At 57.3% G+C, this 20,309-nt stretch carries 15 protein-coding genes; 5 read left to right on the top strand and 10 right to left on the bottom strand.

Features of this window, described 5'->3' with window-relative positions; translation table 11 throughout:
• Nucleotides 1-510 precede the first annotated feature (510 nt).
• Nucleotides 511-3,216: an HTH-type transcriptional regulator MalT gene (malT, locus tag LRM19_RS18595; protein WP_008503059.1), complete on the top strand. Its 2,706-nt coding sequence runs from the start codon at nt 511-513 to the stop codon at nt 3,214-3,216.
• 49 nt (nt 3,217-3,265) lie between these two features.
• Here malT and LRM19_RS18590 read toward each other — a convergent pair whose 3' ends face one another.
• From LRM19_RS18590 to glpE, 3 genes are read right to left on the bottom strand one after another with little or no spacing between them, the layout of a single operon-like run.
• Nucleotides 3,266-4,024: a DeoR/GlpR family transcriptional regulator gene (locus tag LRM19_RS18590; protein WP_008503060.1), complete on the bottom strand. Its 759-nt coding sequence runs from the start codon at nt 4,022-4,024 to the stop codon at nt 3,266-3,268.
• A gap of 16 nt (nt 4,025-4,040) precedes the next feature.
• The gene (glpG, locus tag LRM19_RS18585) at nt 4,041-4,871 is read right to left on the bottom strand and encodes a rhomboid family intramembrane serine protease GlpG (protein WP_271369604.1); all 831 of its coding nucleotides are present in this window, start codon (nt 4,869-4,871) and stop codon (nt 4,041-4,043) included.
• Nucleotides 4,872-4,918: 47 nt separating this feature from the next.
• Nucleotides 4,919-5,251 (bottom strand): thiosulfate sulfurtransferase GlpE, encoded by a 333-nt coding sequence (gene glpE / locus LRM19_RS18580; protein WP_115876843.1) that lies wholly within the window; start codon nt 5,249-5,251, stop codon nt 4,919-4,921.
• A 188-nt stretch (nt 5,252-5,439) separates the two neighbouring features.
• Here glpE and glpD point away from each other — a divergent pair, with 188 nt between their 5' ends.
• The gene (gene glpD, locus LRM19_RS18575; RefSeq protein WP_115876842.1) at nt 5,440-6,948 is read left to right on the top strand and encodes a glycerol-3-phosphate dehydrogenase; all 1,509 of its coding nucleotides are present in this window, start codon (nt 5,440-5,442) and stop codon (nt 6,946-6,948) included.
• A gap of 95 nt (nt 6,949-7,043) precedes the next feature.
• Here the strand turns inward: glpD and glgP are convergent, their stop codons facing one another.
• The 6 genes from glgP to asd all read right to left on the bottom strand — a co-directional run bounded on the left by glgP (nt 7,044) and on the right by asd (nt 17,765).
• Nucleotides 7,044-9,491 carry a glycogen phosphorylase gene (gene glgP, locus LRM19_RS18570; protein WP_008503064.1) on the bottom strand — a complete coding sequence of 816 codons (2,448 nt, stop codon included), beginning with the start codon at nt 9,489-9,491 and terminating at the stop codon, nt 7,044-7,046.
• Between the two features lie 18 nt (nt 9,492-9,509).
• Entirely contained in the window at nt 9,510-10,943 is a 1,434-nt protein-coding gene (gene glgA, locus LRM19_RS18565) for a glycogen synthase GlgA (protein WP_008503065.1), read from the bottom strand.
• On the bottom strand, nt 10,943-12,238 hold the full coding sequence (gene glgC, locus LRM19_RS18560; RefSeq protein WP_008503066.1) for a glucose-1-phosphate adenylyltransferase: 1,296 nt from the start codon (nt 12,236-12,238) through the stop codon (nt 10,943-10,945). Before glgC ends, glgA begins: the two co-directional genes overlap by 1 nt.
• Before the next feature lie 17 nt (nt 12,239-12,255).
• A complete protein-coding gene (glgX, locus tag LRM19_RS18555) occupies nt 12,256-14,229 on the bottom strand; it encodes a glycogen debranching protein GlgX (protein ID WP_271369603.1) in 1,974 nt (657 codons plus the stop codon).
• Nucleotides 14,226-16,412, bottom strand: a complete 2,187-nt coding sequence (gene glgB, locus LRM19_RS18550; protein WP_271369602.1) for a 1,4-alpha-glucan branching enzyme — start codon at nt 16,410-16,412, stop codon at nt 14,226-14,228. The genes glgX and glgB overlap by 4 nt, the downstream gene beginning before the upstream one ends.
• Before the next feature lie 249 nt (nt 16,413-16,661).
• The gene (gene asd, locus LRM19_RS18545; RefSeq protein WP_047173957.1) at nt 16,662-17,765 is read right to left on the bottom strand and encodes an aspartate-semialdehyde dehydrogenase; all 1,104 of its coding nucleotides are present in this window, start codon (nt 17,763-17,765) and stop codon (nt 16,662-16,664) included.
• Nucleotides 17,766-17,944: 179 nt separating this feature from the next.
• Between asd and yhgN the strand changes: the two genes are divergently transcribed.
• A complete protein-coding gene (gene yhgN, locus LRM19_RS18540; RefSeq protein WP_003861574.1) occupies nt 17,945-18,538 on the top strand; it encodes an NAAT family transporter YhgN in 594 nt (197 codons plus the stop codon).
• A 62-nt stretch (nt 18,539-18,600) separates the two neighbouring features.
• On the opposite strand, the gene tusA is transcribed toward yhgN, so the two are convergent.
• On the bottom strand, nt 18,601-18,843 hold the full coding sequence (gene tusA / locus LRM19_RS18535) for a sulfurtransferase TusA (RefSeq protein ID WP_017693840.1): 243 nt from the start codon (nt 18,841-18,843) through the stop codon (nt 18,601-18,603).
• Between the two features lie 167 nt (nt 18,844-19,010).
• Between tusA and LRM19_RS18530 the strand changes: the two genes are divergently transcribed.
• Nucleotides 19,011-19,676: a 7-cyano-7-deazaguanine/7-aminomethyl-7-deazaguanine transporter gene (locus LRM19_RS18530; RefSeq protein WP_111963750.1), complete on the top strand. Its 666-nt coding sequence runs from the start codon at nt 19,011-19,013 to the stop codon at nt 19,674-19,676.
• 72 nt (nt 19,677-19,748) lie between these two features.
• On the top strand, nt 19,749-20,306 hold the full coding sequence (locus tag LRM19_RS18525; RefSeq protein WP_008503073.1) for a DcrB family lipoprotein: 558 nt from the start codon (nt 19,749-19,751) through the stop codon (nt 20,304-20,306).
• Nucleotides 20,307-20,309 lie beyond the last annotated feature (3 nt).

The raw sequence follows: 20,309 nt of genomic DNA, 5'->3' as shown, positions 1-20,309 counted from the left end.
CTGTGGGGGATTAGACAGGGAGGAGTAGCGGGGATGAGCATAAAAGTGTGATCGAGGCCACTCTCAGAGCATAGTTCGAGTGTGCCCGGAAGATAAAAAAGTAACCGAGGAGAATGTCAAAGAAATGAAATGCGGTTTCGGGTGAAATTAAACCCCGCCGAAATAATTACTTACGTAGAATAATATTTCGGCAATCGGGAAATCGCTAAGGAGATTATTAATCTCCCTTAACTTTACCAGAAGTATATTAAATTCGACGTCACCATCCCTTTCTGAAACCAGTTTCAGCGCAGCCGCAGCACAGCCATACAAGCCAGCATTGACGGGGCATCAAAGACCTTTTCAGAAAGTTCCCTCCTCTGCCTGAATGTTTTGTGACAGAGTGCAAATTCACAGCCACCAAATCCAGACATAACTTGCAATAGTTAACTTATTGGCCGACCTTATATCCATTAATTACGAAGCGCAAAAAAAATAAAATCTCTCGTTCCCCACAGTGAAGTGAAACCTATGTTGATTCCGTCTAAATTAAGTCGCCCGGTTCGCCTTGACCATACAGTGGTCCGCGAGCGTCTGTTGGCTAAACTTTCCGGCGCGCATAATTTCCGACTGGCGCTGGTTACGAGCCCTGCAGGTTATGGAAAAACAACGCTCATTTCGCAATGGGCCGCGGGTAAGAGCGATCTTGGCTGGTACTCTCTCGACGAGGGCGATAACCAGCAGGAGCGTTTTGCCAGCTATCTGATTGCCGCCATACAGCAAGCAACCCATGGACACTGTGTCGCCAGTGAGGTGATGGTGCAAAAGCGCCAGTACGCAAGCCTGTCCTCCCTTTTCTCTCAGCTGTTTATCGAACTGGCCGAATGGCATCGCCCGCTTTACGTGGTGATTGATGATTACCATCTCATCACTAACCCGGTAATTCATGAATCGATGCGTTTCTTCCTGCGCCATCAGCCGGAAAACCTGACCTTAGTCGTGCTGTCACGCAACCTGCCGCAGCTGGGTATTGCCAACCTGCGCGTGCGCGATCAGCTCCTGGAAGTGGGCAGCCAGCAGCTGGCCTTTACCCACCAGGAAGCGAAACAGTTCTTTGACTGCCGCCTGAACTCACCGATTGAGGCCGCCGAAAGCAGCCGCCTGTGTGATGACGTTGCCGGCTGGGCAACGGCGCTGCAGCTGATTGCCCTCTCAGCCCGGCAAAATAACAGTCCGGCACATCAGTCTGCGCGGCGCCTGGCGGGCATCAACGCCAGCCACCTTTCTGACTATCTCGTGGATGAGGTGCTGGACAGCGTCGATCCCTCAACGCGTAATTTCCTGCTGAAAAGCTCTCTGCTGCGCTCCATGAACGATGCGCTCATCGTGCGGGTGACGGGCTGTGAAAACGGCCAGCTGCAGCTCGAAGAGATTGAACGTCAAGGCCTTTTCCTGACGCGCATGGACGATCCGGGGGAGTGGTTTAGCTATCATCCGCTGTTTGGCAGCTTCCTGCGCCAGCGCTGTCAGTGGGAGCTGGCGGTTGAACTGCCGGAGATCCACCGCGCCGCTGCCGAAAGCTGGATGGCGCAAGGCTTCCCGAGCGAAGCCATCCACCACGCGCTGGCCGCCGGTGATGCCAGCATGCTGCGCGATATCCTCCTCAATCATGCGTGGGGCCTGTTTAACCACAGCGAGCTGACGCTGCTGGAAGAATCCCTCAAAGCCCTGCCGTGGGAAAGCCTGCTGGAGAACCCGCGTCTGGTGCTGCTGCAGGCCTGGCTGATGCAGAGCCAGCATCGCTACAGCGAAGTGAACACCCTGCTGGCGCGCGCCGAGCAGGAGATGGAAAGCGAAATGGATACCACCCTGCACGGCGAGTTCAACGCGCTGCGCGCTCAGGTGGCGATTAACGATGGCGACCCGGACGAAGCTGAACGGCTGGCGATGGTCGCGCTGGATGAACTGCCGCTTGCCAACTTCTACAGCCGTATCGTGGCGACCTCCGTGCACGGCGAAGTGCTGCACTGCAAGGGCGATCTCACGCGATCGCTTTCACTGATGCAGCAAACCGAACAGATGGCGCGTCGTCATGATGTCTGGCATTACGCCCTGTGGAGCCTGATCCAACAGAGCGAGATTTTATTCGCGCAGGGGTTCCTGCAGGCTGCCTGGGAAAACCAGGAAAAAGCGTTCCAGCTGATTCGTGAACAGCATCTGGAACAGCTGCCGATGCACGAGTTCCTGTTGCGTATTCGCGCCCAGCTGCTGTGGGCATGGTCGCGTCTGGATGAAGCGGAAAGCTGCGCCCGTCAGGGTGTGGATGTTCTTTCCAGCTTCCAGCCTCAGCAGCAGCTGCAGTGCCTGGCGCTGCTGGTGCAGTGCTCGCTGGCGCGCGGCGATCTCGACAACGCCCGCAACCATCTTAACCGCCTGGAAAACCTGCTCGGCAACGGCCAGTATCATAGCGACTGGGTGTCAAACGCCGACAAGGTCCGGGTGATTTACTGGCAGATGACCGGCGATAAAAAATCTGCCGCCAACTGGCTGCGCCAGACGCCAAAACCGGAATTTGCCAACAACCACTTCCTGCAGAGCCAGTGGCGCAATATTGCCCGCGCGCAGATCCTGCTCGGTGAATTAGAGCCCGCTGAGATTGTGCTGGAGGAGCTGAACGAGAACGCGCGCAGCCTGCGCCTGATGAGCGACCTGAACCGCAACCTGCTGCTGCAAAACCAGCTCTACTGGCAGGCGGGTCGTAAAAACGATGCCCAGCGCGTGCTGCTGGAGGCGCTGCAGCTGGCAAACCGCACCGGGTTTATCAGCCACTTTGTAATTGAAGGGGAAGTGATGGCGCAGCAGCTGCGCCAGCTGATTCAGCTCAACACGCTGCCGGAACTGGATCAGCATCGCGCCCAGCGCATTCTGCGCGAGATTAACCAGCATCATCGGCACAAGTTCGCGCATTTCGATGAGAACTTTGTTGAACGTCTGCTGAACCACCCGGAAGTGCCGGAACTTATCCGCACCAGCCCGCTCACCCAGCGCGAATGGCAGGTTCTGGGGCTGATTTATTCAGGCTACAGCAACGAGCAGATTGCCGGTGAGCTTGCGGTGGCGGCGACCACCATCAAAACGCATATCCGCAATCTGTATCAGAAGCTGGGCGTGGCGCATCGTCAGGATGCGGTGCAGCATGCACAGCAGCTGTTGAAGATGATGGGGTACGGCGTTTAGGTTTGTGCGGCCTGACGCCCTCACTCACAGGGAGAGGGCGCACGGCTTTTCAACACAACTCTAACTGCAAATTATTATCTTTAATTACCTGCATCACGCCCGCCGGCGGCATCACGTCGGTATAGACCGCATCCACCATGCTGATGCTGCCCATGTTCACCATCGCGTTACGGCCAAACTTGGAATGATCCACCACCAGCATCACGTGGCGTGAATTTTCAATAATCGCGCGCTTGGTGCGCACCTCGTGGTAATCAAACTCCAGCAGCGAGCCGTCGCTGTCGATACCGCTTATCCCCAGAATGCCGAAGTCGAGGCGGAACTGCGAGATAAAGTCGAGGGTGGCTTCGCCGATAATTCCGCCGTCGCGGCTGCGCAGCTCGCCGCCCGCGAGGATGATGCGGAAGTCGTCTTTCTGCATCAGGGTATTGGCCACGTTCAGGTTGTTGGTGACCACGCGCAGGTTCTCGTGATCCAGCAGCGCATGGGCGACCGCTTCCGGCGTGGTGCCGATATCAATAAACAGCGTCGCGCCGTTCGGGATCTGGCTGGCGACCTTGCGGGCAATGCGCTCTTTCTCTGCCGTCTGCGTCGCCTTACGGTCGTGCCAGGAGGTGTTGACCGAGCTGGACGGCAGCGCCGCGCCGCCGTGGTGGCGAAGAATACGGTTCTGATCGGCCAGGTCGTTCAGGTCACGACGGATGGTTTGTGGGCTGACGGCAAACTGCTCCACCAGCTCTTCGGTGCTGACGTATCCCTGTTTTTTTACCAGTTCGATAATGGCGTCATGACGTTGTGTTTGTTTCATCAATTATCCCTGAGAATTATGTTCGTTTTCGCGCATGGAGCGTGTCGACAAAGGCCATCGCCAGCCCCACGGCCAGCCCGGCGACGTGCGCTCCGTTGGCGATAGACATACCAAACAGATCAAACCACCCGGCAATTAGCCATATTAACGCAAAGGTTATTAATCCGCGTTGCAGATAGATGCCGCTTTCCGGATCGCGCTCCCCGCGAAGCCAGACGTAGCCCATCAGGGCATACACGACACCCGACAGCCCACCGAACCACGGCCCGCTGAACTTGTGCTGCACGTAGCCGCTTAACAGGGCGCTGATAATAGTGATAACGATCAGCTTGCCGCTGCCCAGACGCTTTTCAACGGCACCGCCGAGATACCACCACCAGAGCAGGTTAAAGAGGATATGCATCACCGAGAAGTGCATCATCACGTGGCTAAAGTAGCGCCAGACGTCAAACTCAAGAGACGAGTCATAGGGCCACGCCAGGGCAATCATTACGCTCTGGTCGCCGACCACGTTCATGATAATGAAGACGATGATACAGGCCGCCATCAGCAGCAGCGTAAACGGGCCCGCGCGCTCGCGAATAGTGGCGAGGAAAGGAAAGCGGCTGTAGTGCAATCCGCTGCCGGTCTGGCCGGACTGCCAGCTGGCCGCCAGATAGCGCGGGTCGCCAGGGTTCTCAAGAAAACGCGCCAGCTCCTCGTTTACCCGTCCGGCCTGGCTCTCATCGGCCAGCCAGACGTCGGTCTGCGTATGTTGTTGAATAGTCAGAATAACGCCCTGCGTCGCCATATAGTCGACAAACGCCTGGGCGACGCGCGGGTTAGTAAAAGAGGTGATCATCAACATGGGCAGCGGTCGCTTATTTCCACACAAAAGAGGACAGTATAGCGGGATCAGCGCTCAAAAGCGTATTCCACTTCCGCCGGGAAATGACGATGCCAGGCATCGAAACCACCGTCGACGCTGTAAACCGCGTCGTAACCCTGCTGAAGCAGATACTGCGCCGCGCCTTTGCTGCTGTTGCCGTGGTAACACATGACCATCACCGGCGTGTCGAAGTCGTTATCGCGCATAAACGCGCTCAGCGTGTCGTTGGTGAGATGGAACGCGCCCGGCGTATGGCCCATCGCAAAACTCTGCGGATCGCGGATGTCCACCAGCACTGCTTTTCCCTGGTGCATCTTCTGGTGGGCTTCTTCTACGTTAATACATTCAAACTGATCCATGGTGTTCTCTTTACAGTGGTCAACGACAAGATTTTACCCCGTAGTGTACGTCCTGGCGGCGGGTAAACGCCATTATGTTATCCATATCACTCTAAATTGTTTTTTTGATGTTACCAAAAGCGCGTTCCTTTGCTATTATGAGCGATATCGAACATTTCTGAGCTTTAACGAAAGTGCATGAGGGTGTTATGGAAACCAAAGATCTGATTGTGATAGGCGGTGGCATCAACGGTGCCGGTATTGCGGTCGATGCCGCAGGACGCGGTTTGTCCGTACTGATGCTGGAAGCTAACGATCTCGCCTGCGCGACGTCGTCCGCCAGCTCCAAACTGATTCACGGTGGCCTGCGCTACCTGGAACACTACGAATTCCGCCTGGTCAGTGAAGCACTGGCCGAACGTGAAGTGCTGCTGAAAATGGCCCCGCATCTGGCGATTCCGATGCGCTTCCGGCTGCCCCATCGCCCGCATCTGCGTCCGGCGTGGATGATCCGAATCGGTCTGTTTATGTACGATCATCTGGGGAAACGCACCAGCCTCCCGGGTTCGAAAGGGTTGCGTTTTGGCTCAGAATCGGTCCTTAAGCCGGAAATCGTGCGCGGATTCGAATATTCCGACTGCTGGGTGGACGATGCCCGCCTGGTACTGGCGAATGCGCAGATGGTTGAGAAGAAAGGTGGCGAGGTGAAAACCCGCACCCGCGCAACCGCTGCCCGTCGTGAAAATGGCCTGTGGATTGTGGAAGCGGAAGACATTGATACCGGCGAGAAATTCAGCTGGAAAGCGCGCGGCCTGGTGAACGCTACCGGCCCGTGGGTGAAGCAGTTCTTCGACGACGGCATGCATCTGCCTTCTCCATACGGCATTCGCCTGATCAAGGGCAGCCACATTGTGGTGCCGCGCGTGCATACCCAGAAGCAGGCTTACATCCTGCAGAACGAAGACAAGCGCATCGTGTTTGTGATCCCGTGGATGGACGAATTCTCGATCATCGGTACTACCGACGTGGAGTACAAAGGCGATCCGAAAAACGTCGAGATCGACGAGAGCGAAGTGAACTACCTGCTCAAAGTGTATAACGCGCACTTTAAGAAACAGCTGTCGCGCGACGACGTTGTCTGGACCTACTCCGGCGTGCGTCCGCTGTGCGATGACGAGTCTGACTCACCGCAGGCCATTACCCGCGACTATACGCTCGATATTCACGACGTTGACGGTCAGGCGCCGCTGCTTTCCGTGTTTGGCGGTAAGCTCACCACCTACCGCAAGCTGGCCGAGCACGCGCTGGAAAAACTGGCGCCGTACTATAAAGGCATTGGCCCGGCATGGACCAAGGGCGCGGTACTGCCCGGCGGTGATATCGGCGATAACCGCGATGATTACGCCGCGAAGCTGCGCCGTCGGTTCCCGTTCATCACCGAAGGAATGGCGCGCCACTATGCCCGCACCTACGGCAGCAATACCGAGCTGATTCTGGGCGATGCGAAGGACATTGCGGATCTGGGCGAGCATTTCGGCCACGAGCTGTACGAAGCCGAGCTGCGTTACCTGGTTGAGCACGAGTGGGTGCGTCGTCTGGACGATGCTATCTGGCGCCGTACCAAGGAAGGGATGTGGCTCAACGCCGAGCAGCAGTCTCGCGTGGCGCAGTGGTTACTGCAACATGCGGGGAAGCGTGAGCTGTCGCTGGCGTCGTAATACGACCGGTGCGGACTGATGCCCTCACCCTGCCCCTCTCCCACAGGGAGAGGGAACAAACACTAAAAACGGCAACCGAGGTTGCCGTTTTGCTTTTATAGCCTCACCGGATCAATATGCCAGATCGTCTCGGCATACTCCTTGATGGTCCTGTCTGACGAGAAATAGCCCATATTGGCGATGTTGTACATCGCGGCGCTGGTCCACTTCTCCGGCTGGCGATAAAGTTCGTCCACCTTGTCCTGACAGTCCACGTAGCTGCGGTAATCCGCCAGCACCTGGTAGTGATCGCCAAAGTTAATCAGCGAATCCACCAGATCGCGATAGCGGCTCGGTTCATCCGGGCTAAACACGCCGGTCGCGATCTGCGTCAGCACCTGACGCAACTCTTCATCCTCTTCGTAATATTGACGCGGCGAGTAGCCTTTCCTGCGCAGCGCCTCCACCTCTTCCGTCGTATTACCGAAGATAAAGATATTCTCTTCGCCCACGTGCTCCAGCATCTCGACGTTCGCCCCGTCAAGCGTGCCGATGGTCAGCGCGCCGTTAAGGGCAAACTTCATGTTACTGGTGCCGGATGCCTCCGTCCCCGCCGTGGAAATCTGTTCAGAGAGATCCGCCGCCGGGATGATCAGCTGCGCCAGGCTGACGCTGTAGTTCGGAATGAACACCACCTTCAGCTTGTCGCCAATGTCCGGATCCTGGTTAACCACCTTCGCCACGTCGTTGATGAGATGAATAATGTGCTTCGCCATGTAGTAGGCCGACGCCGCCTTACCGGCGAAGATCTTCACGCGCGGCACCCATTCGGCCGTCGGATCGGCCTTGATGCGGTTGTAATGGGTGATCACGTGCAGCACGTTCATCAGCTGACGCTTGTATTCGTGGATGCGTTTGATCTGCACGTCGAACAGCGCTTTCGGGTTAGCGACCACGTTGAGGTGCATCGCCAGCCAGACCGCCAGACGCTTTTTGTTCAGCAGCTTGGCTTCGCGCACGGCTTTGTTCACCGTCGGGAAATCAATATGCTGTTCCAGCTCGCTCAGCTGGCTCAAATCGGTACGCCAGGTGCGGCCGATATTCTCGTCCAGTACCTCAGAGAGCGGCTGGTTGGCCAGCGCCAGCCAGCGGCGCGGCGTGACGCCGTTGGTCACGTTGCAGAACCGCGTCGGGAAGATCTTCGCGAAGTCCGCAAACAGCGACTGCACCATCAGGTTCGAGTGGAGCTCGGACACGCCGTTGACCTTGTGGCTGATGACAACCGCCAGCCAGGCCATGCGCACGCGACGACCGTTCGACTCATCAATGATGGACGCGCGGCTCAGCAGGCCGGTATCGTTCGGATACTGCTCCTGCAGCGTCTTGAGGAAGTAGTCGTTAATCTCAAAGATAATCTGCAGGTGGCGCGGCAGGATTTTACCGAGCATGTCCACCGGCCACGTCTCCAGCGCTTCGCTCATCAGCGTGTGGTTGGTGTAGGAGAATACCTGACAGGTCACCTCAAAGGCGTCATCCCAGCTGAACTTATGCTCGTCGATCAGCAGGCGCATCAGCTCCGGAATTGAGAGCACCGGGTGGGTGTCGTTAAGGTGGATCGCGGTTTTCTCCGCCAGGTTGGCGTAGGTTTTGTGCAGCTGATGGTGGCGGCTGAGGATGTCCTGAATGGTCGCCGAAACGAGGAAATACTCCTGACGCAGGCGCAGCTCGCGACCCGAGTAGGTCGAGTCATCCGGGTACAGCACGCGGGACACGTTCTCGGAGTGGTTTTTATCCTCCACCGCCGCGAAGTAGTCACCCTGGTTAAATTTCCCGAGGTTAATTTCGCTACTGGCCTGGGCACTCCACAGGCGCAGCGTGTTGGTGGCGTCAGTATCGTAGCCGGGGATAATCTGGTCGTAGGCCACGGCCAGGATCTCTTCCGTTTCCACCCAGCGGGATTTTTTCCCTTCCTGCTGGATACGCCCGCCAAAGCGCACCTTGTAGCGCGTGTTGTGGCGTTTGAACTCCCACGGGTTGCCGTACTCCAGCCAGTAGTCCGGGGACTCTTTCTGACGCCCGTCGACGATGTTCTGTTTGAACATACCGTAGTCGTAGCGAATACCGTAGCCGCGGCCCGGCAGCGCCAGCGTCGCCAGCGAGTCGAGGAAGCAGGCGGCGAGACGCCCCAGACCGCCGTTGCCGAGGCCCGGGTCGTTCTCTTCGTCGATCAGTTCTTCTAAATCTAACCCCATCTCTTCGAGTGCGGTTTTGACATCGTCATAAATACCGAGCGACAGCAGCGCGTTGGACAGCGTGCGGCCAATCAAAAATTCCATCGACAGGTAGTAAACCTGACGCGTCTCCTGCGAGAGCTGGGCGCGGTTTGAGCGCAGCCAGCGTTCAACTAAGCGGTCACGCACGGCAAACAGGGTGGCGTTCAGCCACTCGTGCTTGTTGGCAATAACCGGATCTTTCCCGATGGTGAACATCAGCTTGTAGGCGATGGAGTGCTTTAACGCCTCAACGCTGAGCGTGGGTGAAGAGTAGCTAAATGGAGCGTTCATATCAGTAACTTCGCCTCGTTACATCAAGCGTTGATAGAGATCGCGGTATGACTGCGCCGCGACGTGCCAGCTAAAGTCCATGGACATCGCCTGACGCTGAACGTAACGCCAGAGTGATGGACGGGACCACAAGACGAAAGCACGCCGAATCGCCCGAAGCAGCGACCAGGCATTACTGTCCTCAAAGACAAATCCGCTGGCGATACCGTCCGCCAGATTTTCCAGAGAGCTGTCGGATACGGTATCCGCCAGTCCGCCCGTGCGGCGCACCAGCGGCAGCGTGCCGTATTTCAGACCATAAAGCTGCGTCAGGCCGCAGGGTTCGAAACGGCTTGGCACCAGAATGACGTCCGCGCCGCCCATAATTCGGTGCGAGAACGCCTCGTGGTAGCCAATCTGCACGCCCACCTGCCCCGGGTGTTCCGCAGCGGCGGCAAGGAAACCTTCCTGCAGCACCGGATCGCCCGCGCCGAGCAGCGCCAGCTGTCCGCCCTGCTCCAGTAAACCGGGCAGCGCCTCCAGCACCAGATCCAGCCCTTTCTGGCTGGTCAGGCGGCTCACGACGGCGAACAGCGGCACTTTGTCGTTCACCTTCAGGCCCATCGCAATCTGCAGCTGGCGTTTGTTTTCCGCTTTGTCTTCCACGGAATCACGGCCATAGCGCGCCGCCAGCAGGAGATCGGTTTCCGGGCTCCAGATCTGTTCATCCACGCCGTTCAGAATGCCCGACAGGCGGCCTTCGCGATGGCGCTGCTGCAGCAACCCTTCCATGCCGTAGCCAAACGCCGGCTGGGTGATCTCACGCGCGTAGGTCGGGCTCACCGCCGTGATGTGATCGGCGTAGTACAGCCCCGCCTTCAGGAACGAGATCTGCCCGTTAAACTCCAGACCGTGCATGTTAAAGAACGACCATGGCAGATCGATGTCATTCATGTGATGGGCGTAGTACATCCCCTGATATGCCAGGTTATGCACGGTAAAGACCGATTTCGCCGGGTGGCCGCGCGCGGCGAGATACGCCGGGGCAAGCCCGGCGTGCCAGTCGTGCGCGTGCACCACATCCGGACGCCAGAACGGATCCAGCCCCGTCGCCATTTCGGCGCCGACCCAGCCAAGCAGCGCAAAGCGCAGCACGTTGTCGGTGTAGGCGAACAGGTTCGTATCGTGATACGGGCTGCCCGGGCGATCGTATAAGTGCGGCGCGTCGATCAGGTAAATCCCTACGCCATTGTAATGTCCAAACAGCAGGGTAATGCGTCCGGCAAACGTTTCACGGCGGGTCACCACTTTTGCATCGGGTATACCGCGCCGGATATCCGGAAAGGCGGGCAGCAGGACTCGGGTATCCACGCCTCCGGCGATTTGCGCCGCCGGTAATGCGCCAAGCACATCTGCCAATCCGCCCGTTTTTAATAACGGGAACATCTCAGAACATACGTGTAAAACCTGCATCATCGCTCCTGTTTGATCTGCAGCTTCCGCAACATTTCCCGTGTGACTAACACGATCCCCTCTTCCGAACGGTAGAAACGACGCGCGTCTTCTTCCGCATTCTCCCCAATAACCATCCCTTCAGGGATGACGCAGGCACGGTCGATCACGCAACGACGCAGACGACACGAGCGCCCTACCCAGACATCCGGCAACAAGACTGCCGAATCGATATTACAGAATGAATTTATCCGCACGCGCGGGAACAGCACCGACTGCACCACGACCGAACCGGAGATAATGCACCCGCCGGACACCAGCGAGTTCAGCGTCATACCGTGGCTGCCGGAGCGGTCCTGGACGAACTTGGCCGGCGGCAGCGACTCCATATGGGTACGAATCGGCCAGTTCTGGTCGTACATATCCAGTTCAGGCGTGACTGACGCCAGGTCGAGGTTCGCTTTCCAGTAGGCTTCCAGCGTACCCACATCGCGCCAGTAGGGTTCCGCATTCGGATCGGACTGTACGCAGGACAGCGGGAATGGATGTGCATACGCCATGCCAGCTTTCGTGATTTTCGGAATGATGTCTTTACCGAAGTCGTGGCTGGAGTTTTCGTCTTTGTCGTCTTCTTCCAGCAGCTCATAAAGATAATCTGCGTCAAAGACATAGATCCCCATGCTGGCGAGCGATTTGGTGTCATCGCCCGGCATGGTTGGCGGGTTCGCCGGTTTTTCAACGAAGTCGATAATTTTGTCGTCGGCATCCACGTGCATGACGCCAAACGCCGTCGCTTCGGCAACGGGCACAGGCAGACACGCCACGGTGCAGCGCGCCCCTTTTTCGACGTGGTCGATCAGCATGTGGGAGTAATCTTGCTTGTAGATGTGGTCCCCGGCGAGGATCACGATGTATTCCGCGTTATAGCGACGAATGATGTCGAGGTTCTGGGTCACCGCATCCGCCGTACCGCGGTACCAGTTCTCGCCGTGAACACGCTGTTGAGCAGGAAGGAGATCGACAAACTCGTTCATCTCTTCGCTGAAGAATGACCAGCCGCGCTGGATATGCTGAACCAGCGTGTGCGACTGATACTGCGTAATGACGCCGATGCGGCGAATGCCCGAGTTCAGGCAGTTGGAGAGCGCAAAGTCGATGATGCGGAACTTACCACCAAAGTGAACAGCCGGTTTGGCGCGCTTGATGGTCAAATCTTTCAGACGGGTACCACGCCCACCCGCAAGGATCAGGGCAACCGTTTTTAATGGTAGCTGGCGTGCCAACATTAAGGGATCGTTCTTCTCTAATCTAACCATGACTAACTCCTTTTTTATCATCTTTGGAATACGCACACTCCGTGCGCAGGCCCGTGCCAGACAGCCATTACTACCGGATTATCCGCTCCGGCAAAGGGGGGAACGGCGCGCCACTCCCCGTCAGGTAAAACAATCTCTGCGACGTCATCCGTCGCGTTCAGCGTGACCAGCCATTTATCCGACAGCAGGATTTGCAGGCGTGGTACGCCGTGTTGCCACTCTTGCGCGCTTAACGGTTGCGCGTCTTTATTCAGCCAGCGAACGTTGCCGTCACCCTCTTCCCACCAGCTGTTGGCGGTCAGCGCGGGGATCTGCTGGCGAAGATGGATCAGCGCAGCGGTGAAGTGAATCAGCCCGCTGTTGGCTTCCCCCCAGTCGAGCCAGGTTAAGGTGTTGTCCTGGCAATACGCATTGTTATTACCGTGCTGGCTGTGACCATGCTCATCGCCTGCCAGCAGCATCGGCGTGCCCTGAGACAATAAAAGCGTTGTCAGCAGCGCATGAACGCTGGCGCGTCGCCGCTCGATGACGTCGAGGCTTCCGCCTAACCCTTCTATACCATGATTAAAGCTATGGTTATTGTTAGTGCCATCGCGATTCTCTTCGCCGTTTGCCTCATTGTGTTTCTGATTGAAACAAACGCAGTCCCTGAGCGTAAAACCGTCGTGCGCCGTCAACAGGTTGACGGTAGCCGACGGGCGTTTGCCGTCGCGCTTAAAAAGATCGCTCGACGCGGCAAAGCGCCCGGCAAATTCCCCCAGCGACAGATTGCGTTCCAGCCAGAAGCGGCGCACGGCGTCGCGGTAGTGATCGTTCCACTCGGCAAACAGCGGCGGGAAATTCCCGACCTGATAACCGCCTTCGCCAATGTCCCACGGCTCGGCAATGAGCTTCATCTGCGAGAGCACCGGACAGTTTTTTATCGCCTCGAACAGCGGCGCCTGCCGGCTGAACGCCGGCGTGCGCCCCATCACGGGCGCCAGGTCGAAACGAAAACCGTCGACGTGGAACGTCTCCACCCAGTATTTCAGGCATTCATACGCAAAATGCGTGACCGCCGGATGGCTGAGGTTGAGCGTGTTACCGCAGCCGGTCCAGTTCTCATAATCGCCATCCTGCCTGATCCAATAATAGCTACGGTTATCAATTCCGCGCATGGAGAGCGTCGGACCGTCGAGATCGCTTTCTGCACTGTGGTTGAGCACCACGTCCAGAATGACCTCAATGCCCGCCGCGTGGAGAGCCTTCACCGCATCGCGGAACTCGTCCCGCGCTTTTTCCGGATGGACGGCATAGCGCGGCTCGAGCGCGAACATCGCCAGCGGGTTGTAGCCCCAGTAGTTGCTGAGCCCCAGCCGCTGCAGGCGCGGCTCGCTGGCAAAATGGGCAACGGGAAGCAGTTCCAGGGCGGTGATACCGAGATGTTTCAGGTAGGCGATCATGGTGGGATGCCCGAGCGCCTTATAGGTGCCGCGCATCTCTTTGGGGATCGACGGGTGCAGGTACGTCAGCCCTTTAACGTGGGCTTCATAAATGACGGTATTGCCCCACGGCGTGTGCGGCGGGGCATCGTCTTCCCAGTCATAAAGATCGTTCACCACCACGCTTTTTGGCGCGACGGGCGCGCTGTCGCGGTGGTCGGGCTCGCCGTAGCCCACGTGGAAGAGCGGGTCATCTTTAAATTCGCCGTCCACGCGGTGCGCGCACGGGTCAATCAGCAGCTTCGCCGGGTTAAACCAGTGACCCTGCGCCGGATCCCACGGACCATGTACGCGAAAGCCATAGTGCATGCCTGGCCGTCCTCCGGCCAGGTAGCCGTGCCAGGTATCCCCCGTGCGCGCGGGTAAATCGTAACGGTGCTCGTTACCTTCCCCGTCAAACACGCACAGTTCAACCCGCTCGGCGTGAGCGGAAAAGAGGGTGAAATTGACACCCTTTCCGTCAAAACGCGCCCCGAGCGGTTCGGGTTTACCTGCCGTAAGCTGCGTCATTCGCCCTCCCGCATCAGCCAGATGGTGCCAAGCGGCGGCAGCGTCAGGCTCAGGGAGTTGGGTCGCCCGTGGCTTTCTATGGCGTCACTCTGTACCAGCCCGCCGTTACCGGCGTTGCTGCCGTGGTAGTGCATCGAATCGGTATTCAGAATTTCACGCCATTTGCCCGGCTGGTTAATGCCGAAGCGGTAGTGTTCGCGCGGCACCGGGGTGAAGTTGCTGGCGACGATGATCTCGTTACCGGCCTTGTCACGACGCACAAAGACAAACACCGAGCGCTCATGGTCGTCCACCACCAGCCATTCAAAGCCGTACGGATCGAAGTCCAGCTCGTGCAGCGCTTTGTGGTGGCGATAGGTCAGGTTCAGATCGCGCACCAGACGCTGCACCCCGTGGTGCCAGTTGTCGCCGCCTTCCAGCAGATGCCAGTCTAGGCTGGCGTCATGGTTCCACTCGCGCCCCTGGGCGAACTCATTGCCCATGAACAGCAGTTTCTTACCCGGGAAGGCAAACATCCAGCCGTAATAGGCGCGCAGGTTGGCAAACTTCTGCCACGCGTCGCCCGGCATGCGGTCGAGAATGGATTTTTTGCCGTGCACCACCTCATCGTGCGACAGCGGCAGCATGAAGTTTTCGGTGTAGTTGTAGAGCATCCCGAACGTCAGCTTATCGTGATGATACTTACGGTGAACAGGGTCCAGCTTCATGTAGTCGAGCGTGTCGTGCATCCAGCCCAGGTTCCACTTATACCAGAACCCCAGGCCGCCCAATGACGGCGGACGGGAGACGCCCGCAAAGTCGGTGGACTCTTCCGCCATGGTCACGGCACCGTCCACCTGCTCGCCGATAATGCGGTTGGTATTGCGCAGGAACTCAATGGCTTCCAGGTTTTCGCGGCCGCCAAACTCGTTCGGGATCCACTCCCCCTCTTTGCGGCTGTAGTCGCGGTAGATCATCGACGCCACCGCATCGACGCGCAGGGCATCAATACCAAACCGCTCGATCCAGTACAGGGCATTCCCGACAAGGTAGTTTGAGACCTCACGACGACCGTAGTTGTAGATCAGCGTGTTCCAGTCCTGGTGATAGCCTTCGCGCGGATCGCTGTGCTCGTAAAGCTTCGTGCCGTCAAACTCTGCCAGCGCGAAATCATCCGCAGGGAAATGGCCCGGCACCCAGTCGAGGATGACGTTCAGCCCGGCGGCGTGCGCGGCATCAATGAAATAGCGGAAGTCGTCGCGCGTGCCGAAGCGGCGCGTTGGCGCATACAGCCCGGTGGGCTGATAGCCCCAGCTGCCGTCGAACGGGTGTTCATTGACCGGCAGCAGCTCAAGGTGAGTAAAGCCCATCCATTTGGCGTATGGCACCAGCTGGTCGGCAAGCTCCCGGTAGCTCAGCCAGAAGTTGTTATCGGTGTGGCGGCGCCAGGAGCCGAGATGAACTTCATAGACGGAGATCGGCGCATCAAAGCGGTTGGCCTGTTTACGCTCTTCCGTCTGGACGACCTTCTCCGGCAGGCCGCAAATCAGCGACGCGGTATCCGGGCGCATCTGCGCTTCGAAGGCATACGGGTCGGCTTTAATGCGCAGCTTGCCGTTGGCGTCGATCATCTCGAATTTATAAAGCTGCCCGGGGTGCGCCCCGGGGATAAACAGCTCCCAGATGCCGGTTTCCCGGCGCAGGCGCATCGGATGGCGGCGACCGTCCCAGTAGTTGAACTGGCCGACAACGGAGACGCGCTGGGCGTTAGGTGCCCACACGGCGAACCGCGTGCCGGTAATGCCATCCATGGTATCGGCATGGGCACCCAGCGTTTCATAAGGGCGAAGATGCGTTCCTTCGGAGAGCAGCCAGGCGTCCATCTCTTTAAGCAGAGGGCCAAAGCTGTAAGGATCGTCAATCAGATTTTGCTGACCGTGCCAGAGAACGGCGAGCTGATAGCGAAAAGAGTTTTTACGACGGGGCATTACGCCCGAGAAGAAGCCACGCGAATCGAGGCATTCAAGATTACCGACCTTGCGGCCAGTTTTGGGTTCAATCACCCAGACTTCTGTGGCATCCGGTAATAGCGCCCGAACTTCCAGACCCGCCTCAGTACGATGCATCCCAAGCACAGAAAAGGGGTCAGCGAAATGACCCGCAATAAGCGCATTAATCACGTCTCTATCCACACGATCGGACATGGTATTCATCCTGTTTTTTATGTCGTCCTTTTTAAGCGCTCCGGGACGACTTTTAATGTGACCTGAACGGGACAGCACAAAAATGTGCATCCATTCTGCTCCGTTCGAACCTCAGGTAAGAAATGACTCTTCCTTAAAGCATAGCCAACGCTCTAGATGACTCCTGATAAAAAATAAGACATACGCGTGTTACTCCATGTAGTACGCAAAAAAAAGGGGTGAAAATCACCCCCGGTAGTTAACAAATTATTACGCCAGCTGGCGCAGCATGCGGCGCAGCGGCTCGGCGGCGCCCCACAGGAGCTGGTCACCGACGGTGAACGCGGAGAGATACTCCGGCCCCATGTTCAGCTTGCGCAGACGGCCAACCGGCGTGGTCAGCGTGCCGGTAACGGCAGCCGGGGTCAGCTCGCGCATGGTGATATCGCGATCGTTTGGAATTACTTTTGCCCACGGGTTGTGCGCGGCCAGCAGCTCTTCCACGGTCGGAATAGACACATCTTTTTTCAGTTTAATGGTGAAGGCCTGGCTGTGGCAGCGCAGCGCGCCGATACGCACGCACAGACCGTCAACCGGAATGGTGTTCGCGGTCGCGAGGATTTTGTTGGTCTCAGCCTGGCCCTTCCACTCTTCGCGGGTCTGGCCGTTATCCAGCTGTTTGTCGATCCACGGGATCAGACCGCCGGCCAGCGGTACGCCAAAGTTATCCACCGGCAGCTCGCCGCTGCGGGTCAGCTGGGTGACCTTACGCTCGATATCCAGAATAGCGGATGCCGGGTTTGCCAGCTCGGTCGCAACGCTCTGGTGCAGCTGGCCCATCTGGGTCAGCAGCTCGCGCATATGGCGCGCGCCGCCGCCGGACGCGGCCTGGTAGGTCGCCACGGAGACCCACTCCACCAGATCCTGAGCGAACAGGCCGCCGAGGGACATCAGCATCAGGCTGACGGTGCAGTTGCCGCCAACAAAAGTTTTTACGCCGTTGTTCAGGCCATCGGTGATCACGCCCTGGTTCACCGGGTCGAGAATGATGATGGCATCATCTTTCATGCGCAGCGACGAGGCCGCGTCAATCCAGTAGCCCTGCCAGCCGCTTTCACGCAGCTTTGGATAGATTTCGTTGGTATAATCGCCGCCCTGGCACGTCACAATAATGTCGAGTGCCTTCAGCGCTTCCAGATCGTAAGCATCCTGCAACGTGCCTGTGGTACCACCAAAGGACGGAGCAGCCTGGCCGAGCTGGGAAGTGGAGAAGAAGACCGGGCGGATAGCGTCGAAATCGCGCTCTTCAACCATGCGTTGCATGAGTACAGAGCCGACCATACCGCGCCAGCCGATAAAACCAACGTTTTTCATAGCATTTTTTTCCTGCTGAGGGTGTGTGCTGATTGTGCAAGCCAGTATTGAACTGGGATATGCTTCACATTACAAAATGCTGCCAAAGTCGCAAGCGAAATTAATCGATGATTGCCCGGCAATCAGAAAAAGCGCTAATCATCGAAATAACACTACTAAGTATCAGGGATAATTTAAAGATGAGTGAAATCATTTCCGCGGCGGTTTTATTGATCCTGATTATGGATCCACTGGGTAACCTGCCGATCTTCATGTCGGTGCTGAAGCACACCGAACCGAAGCGCCGCCGGGCGATCATGATCCGCGAGCTGCTCATCGCCCTGCTGGTGATGTTTATCTTCCTGTTTGCGGGTGAAAAAATCCTCGCATTCCTGAACCTGCGCGCCGAAACCGTGTCGATTTCCGGCGGGATTATTCTTTTCCTGATTGCGATTAAGATGATTTTCCCAAGCGCGGAAGGCAGCAGCAGCGGCCTGCCTGCGGGTGAAGAGCCGTTTATTGTGCCGCTGGCGATTCCCCTCGTTGCCGGGCCGACCATTCTGGCCACGCTGATGCTGCTGTCGCACCAGTATCCGAACCAGATGAGCCATCTGGTGATTGCCCTGCTGATTGCCTGGGGCGGAACGTTTATTATCCTGCTGCAGTCATCCCTGTTCCTGCGCCTGCTGGGCGAAAAAGGGGTAAACGCGCTGGAGCGCCTGATGGGGCTGATTCTGGTAATGATGGCAACGCAGATGTTCCTGGACGGCATTCGGGCGTGGATGAAGGGATGACTCTCTCCCTCTCCCTGTGGGAGAGGGCCGGGGTGAGGGCATCAGGCCGCAGAGGCGCCCACTCAGCCCTTACGAATCAAATACCGGTACGGCAGCGTTTCTGTCTGCTGTGCCACCAGCTCATGCTCCATAAAGGTACAAAAACCGGGAATATCGCGCGTGGTGGCCGGGTCGTCGGCAACGATCAGCAGCGTTTCACCGGTCTGCATGTTGCGCACGGTTTTACGTACCATCATTACCGGTTCCGGGCAGCGAAGGCCCTGGGCATCAAGAGTGTGGTCTGGGCTGGAAAACAGGTCGGTCATGATCTTCTCGGTCTGATAAAAACGGCTGTAGTTTACGCCCGGTTGCGATCAATGCAAACCAGGTTAACGATTGCGTAAAAACTAACCATTGCAATGTCCTGACAAAGCAGTATCATGCTGCGGTTTTTATTGGGTTCCCTCACCCCAACGTATAAAAAGGTCACAATATGACGCAGTTTTCTGAATCTCAGCGCGTAAAAGCGTTGTTCTGGCTTTCGCTTTTCCATTTGCTGGTGATCACCTCCAGCAACTATCTGGTGCAGCTCCCGATCTCCATCTTTGGTTTCCATACCACCTGGGGCGCGTTTAGTTTCCCGTTTATTTTCCTCGCGACGGATTTGACCGTGCGTATTTTTGGCGCACCGCTGGCTCGCCGTATTATTTTTTCGGTCATGCTCCCGGCGCTGTTCATCTCGTACGTGATTTCGTCTCTGTTTTATATGGGAAGCTGGCAGGGCTTTGAGGCGTTAACCCACTTCAACCTGTTCGTTGCCCGTATCGCCGCGGCAAGCTTTATGGCCTACGCGCTGGGGCAGATCCTCGACGTGCATGTGTTTAACCGCCTGCGTCAGAATCATCGCTGGTGGATGGCGCCAACCGCCTCCACGCTGTTCGGTAACGTGAGCGATACGCTGGCCTTCTTCTTTATCGCCTTCTGGCGCAGCCCGGATGCGTTCATGGCCGAGCACTGGATGGAAATCGCGCTGGTGGACTACTGCTTCAAGGTCCTCATCAGCATTGTTTTCTTCCTGCCGATGTACGGCGTGCTGCTCAATATGCTGCTGAAAAGGCTGGCAGATAAATCTGAAATCACAGCATTGCAGGCTGGTTAAGGGTTCGCTTTATCAGTTGTGATAAGATGAGCGAATGAGCCGTTATGGCCGTTTATCGAAAGGAAGAAGTCAATGCGCAATCTGGTTAAATATGTCGGGATTGGCCTGCTGGTTGTGGGTCTTGCAGCCTGTGATAACAGCGACACGAAAACGCCTGCTCAGGGCGCATCCGCAGAAAGCAATGCGACCGGCCAGCCGGTGAATCTGATGGATGGCAAACTCAGTTTCTCTCTGCCAGCCGATATGACTGACCAGAGCGGCAAGCTGGGCACCCAGGCGAACAACATGCACGTTTACTCCGACGCAACCGGGCAGAAAGCGGTCATTGTGATTGTGGGCGACGACACCAGCGAAGACCTGGCCGTCCTGTCCAAACGTCTTGAAGATCAGCAGCGCGGCCGCGACCCGCAGCTGCAGGTCGTGACCAATAAATCCATCGAGCTGAAAGGCCATAAGCTGCAGCAGCTCGATAGCATCATCTCCGCAAAAGGCCAGACCGCTTACTCCTCTGTCGTGCTGGGCAAGGTCGATAACAAACTGCTGACCCTGCAGATCACCCTGCCAGCGGAAGATCAGCAGAAAGCGCAGACGGCCGCTGAAAACATCATTAACACCATCGTGATCCAGTAACGC

The organism is Enterobacter sp. PI-10, from assembly GCF_027947695.1.
Lineage (GTDB): Bacteria > Pseudomonadota > Gammaproteobacteria > Enterobacterales > Enterobacteriaceae > Enterobacter > Enterobacter vonholyi.
This window is presented reverse-complemented; position numbering and strand designations above follow the sequence as displayed.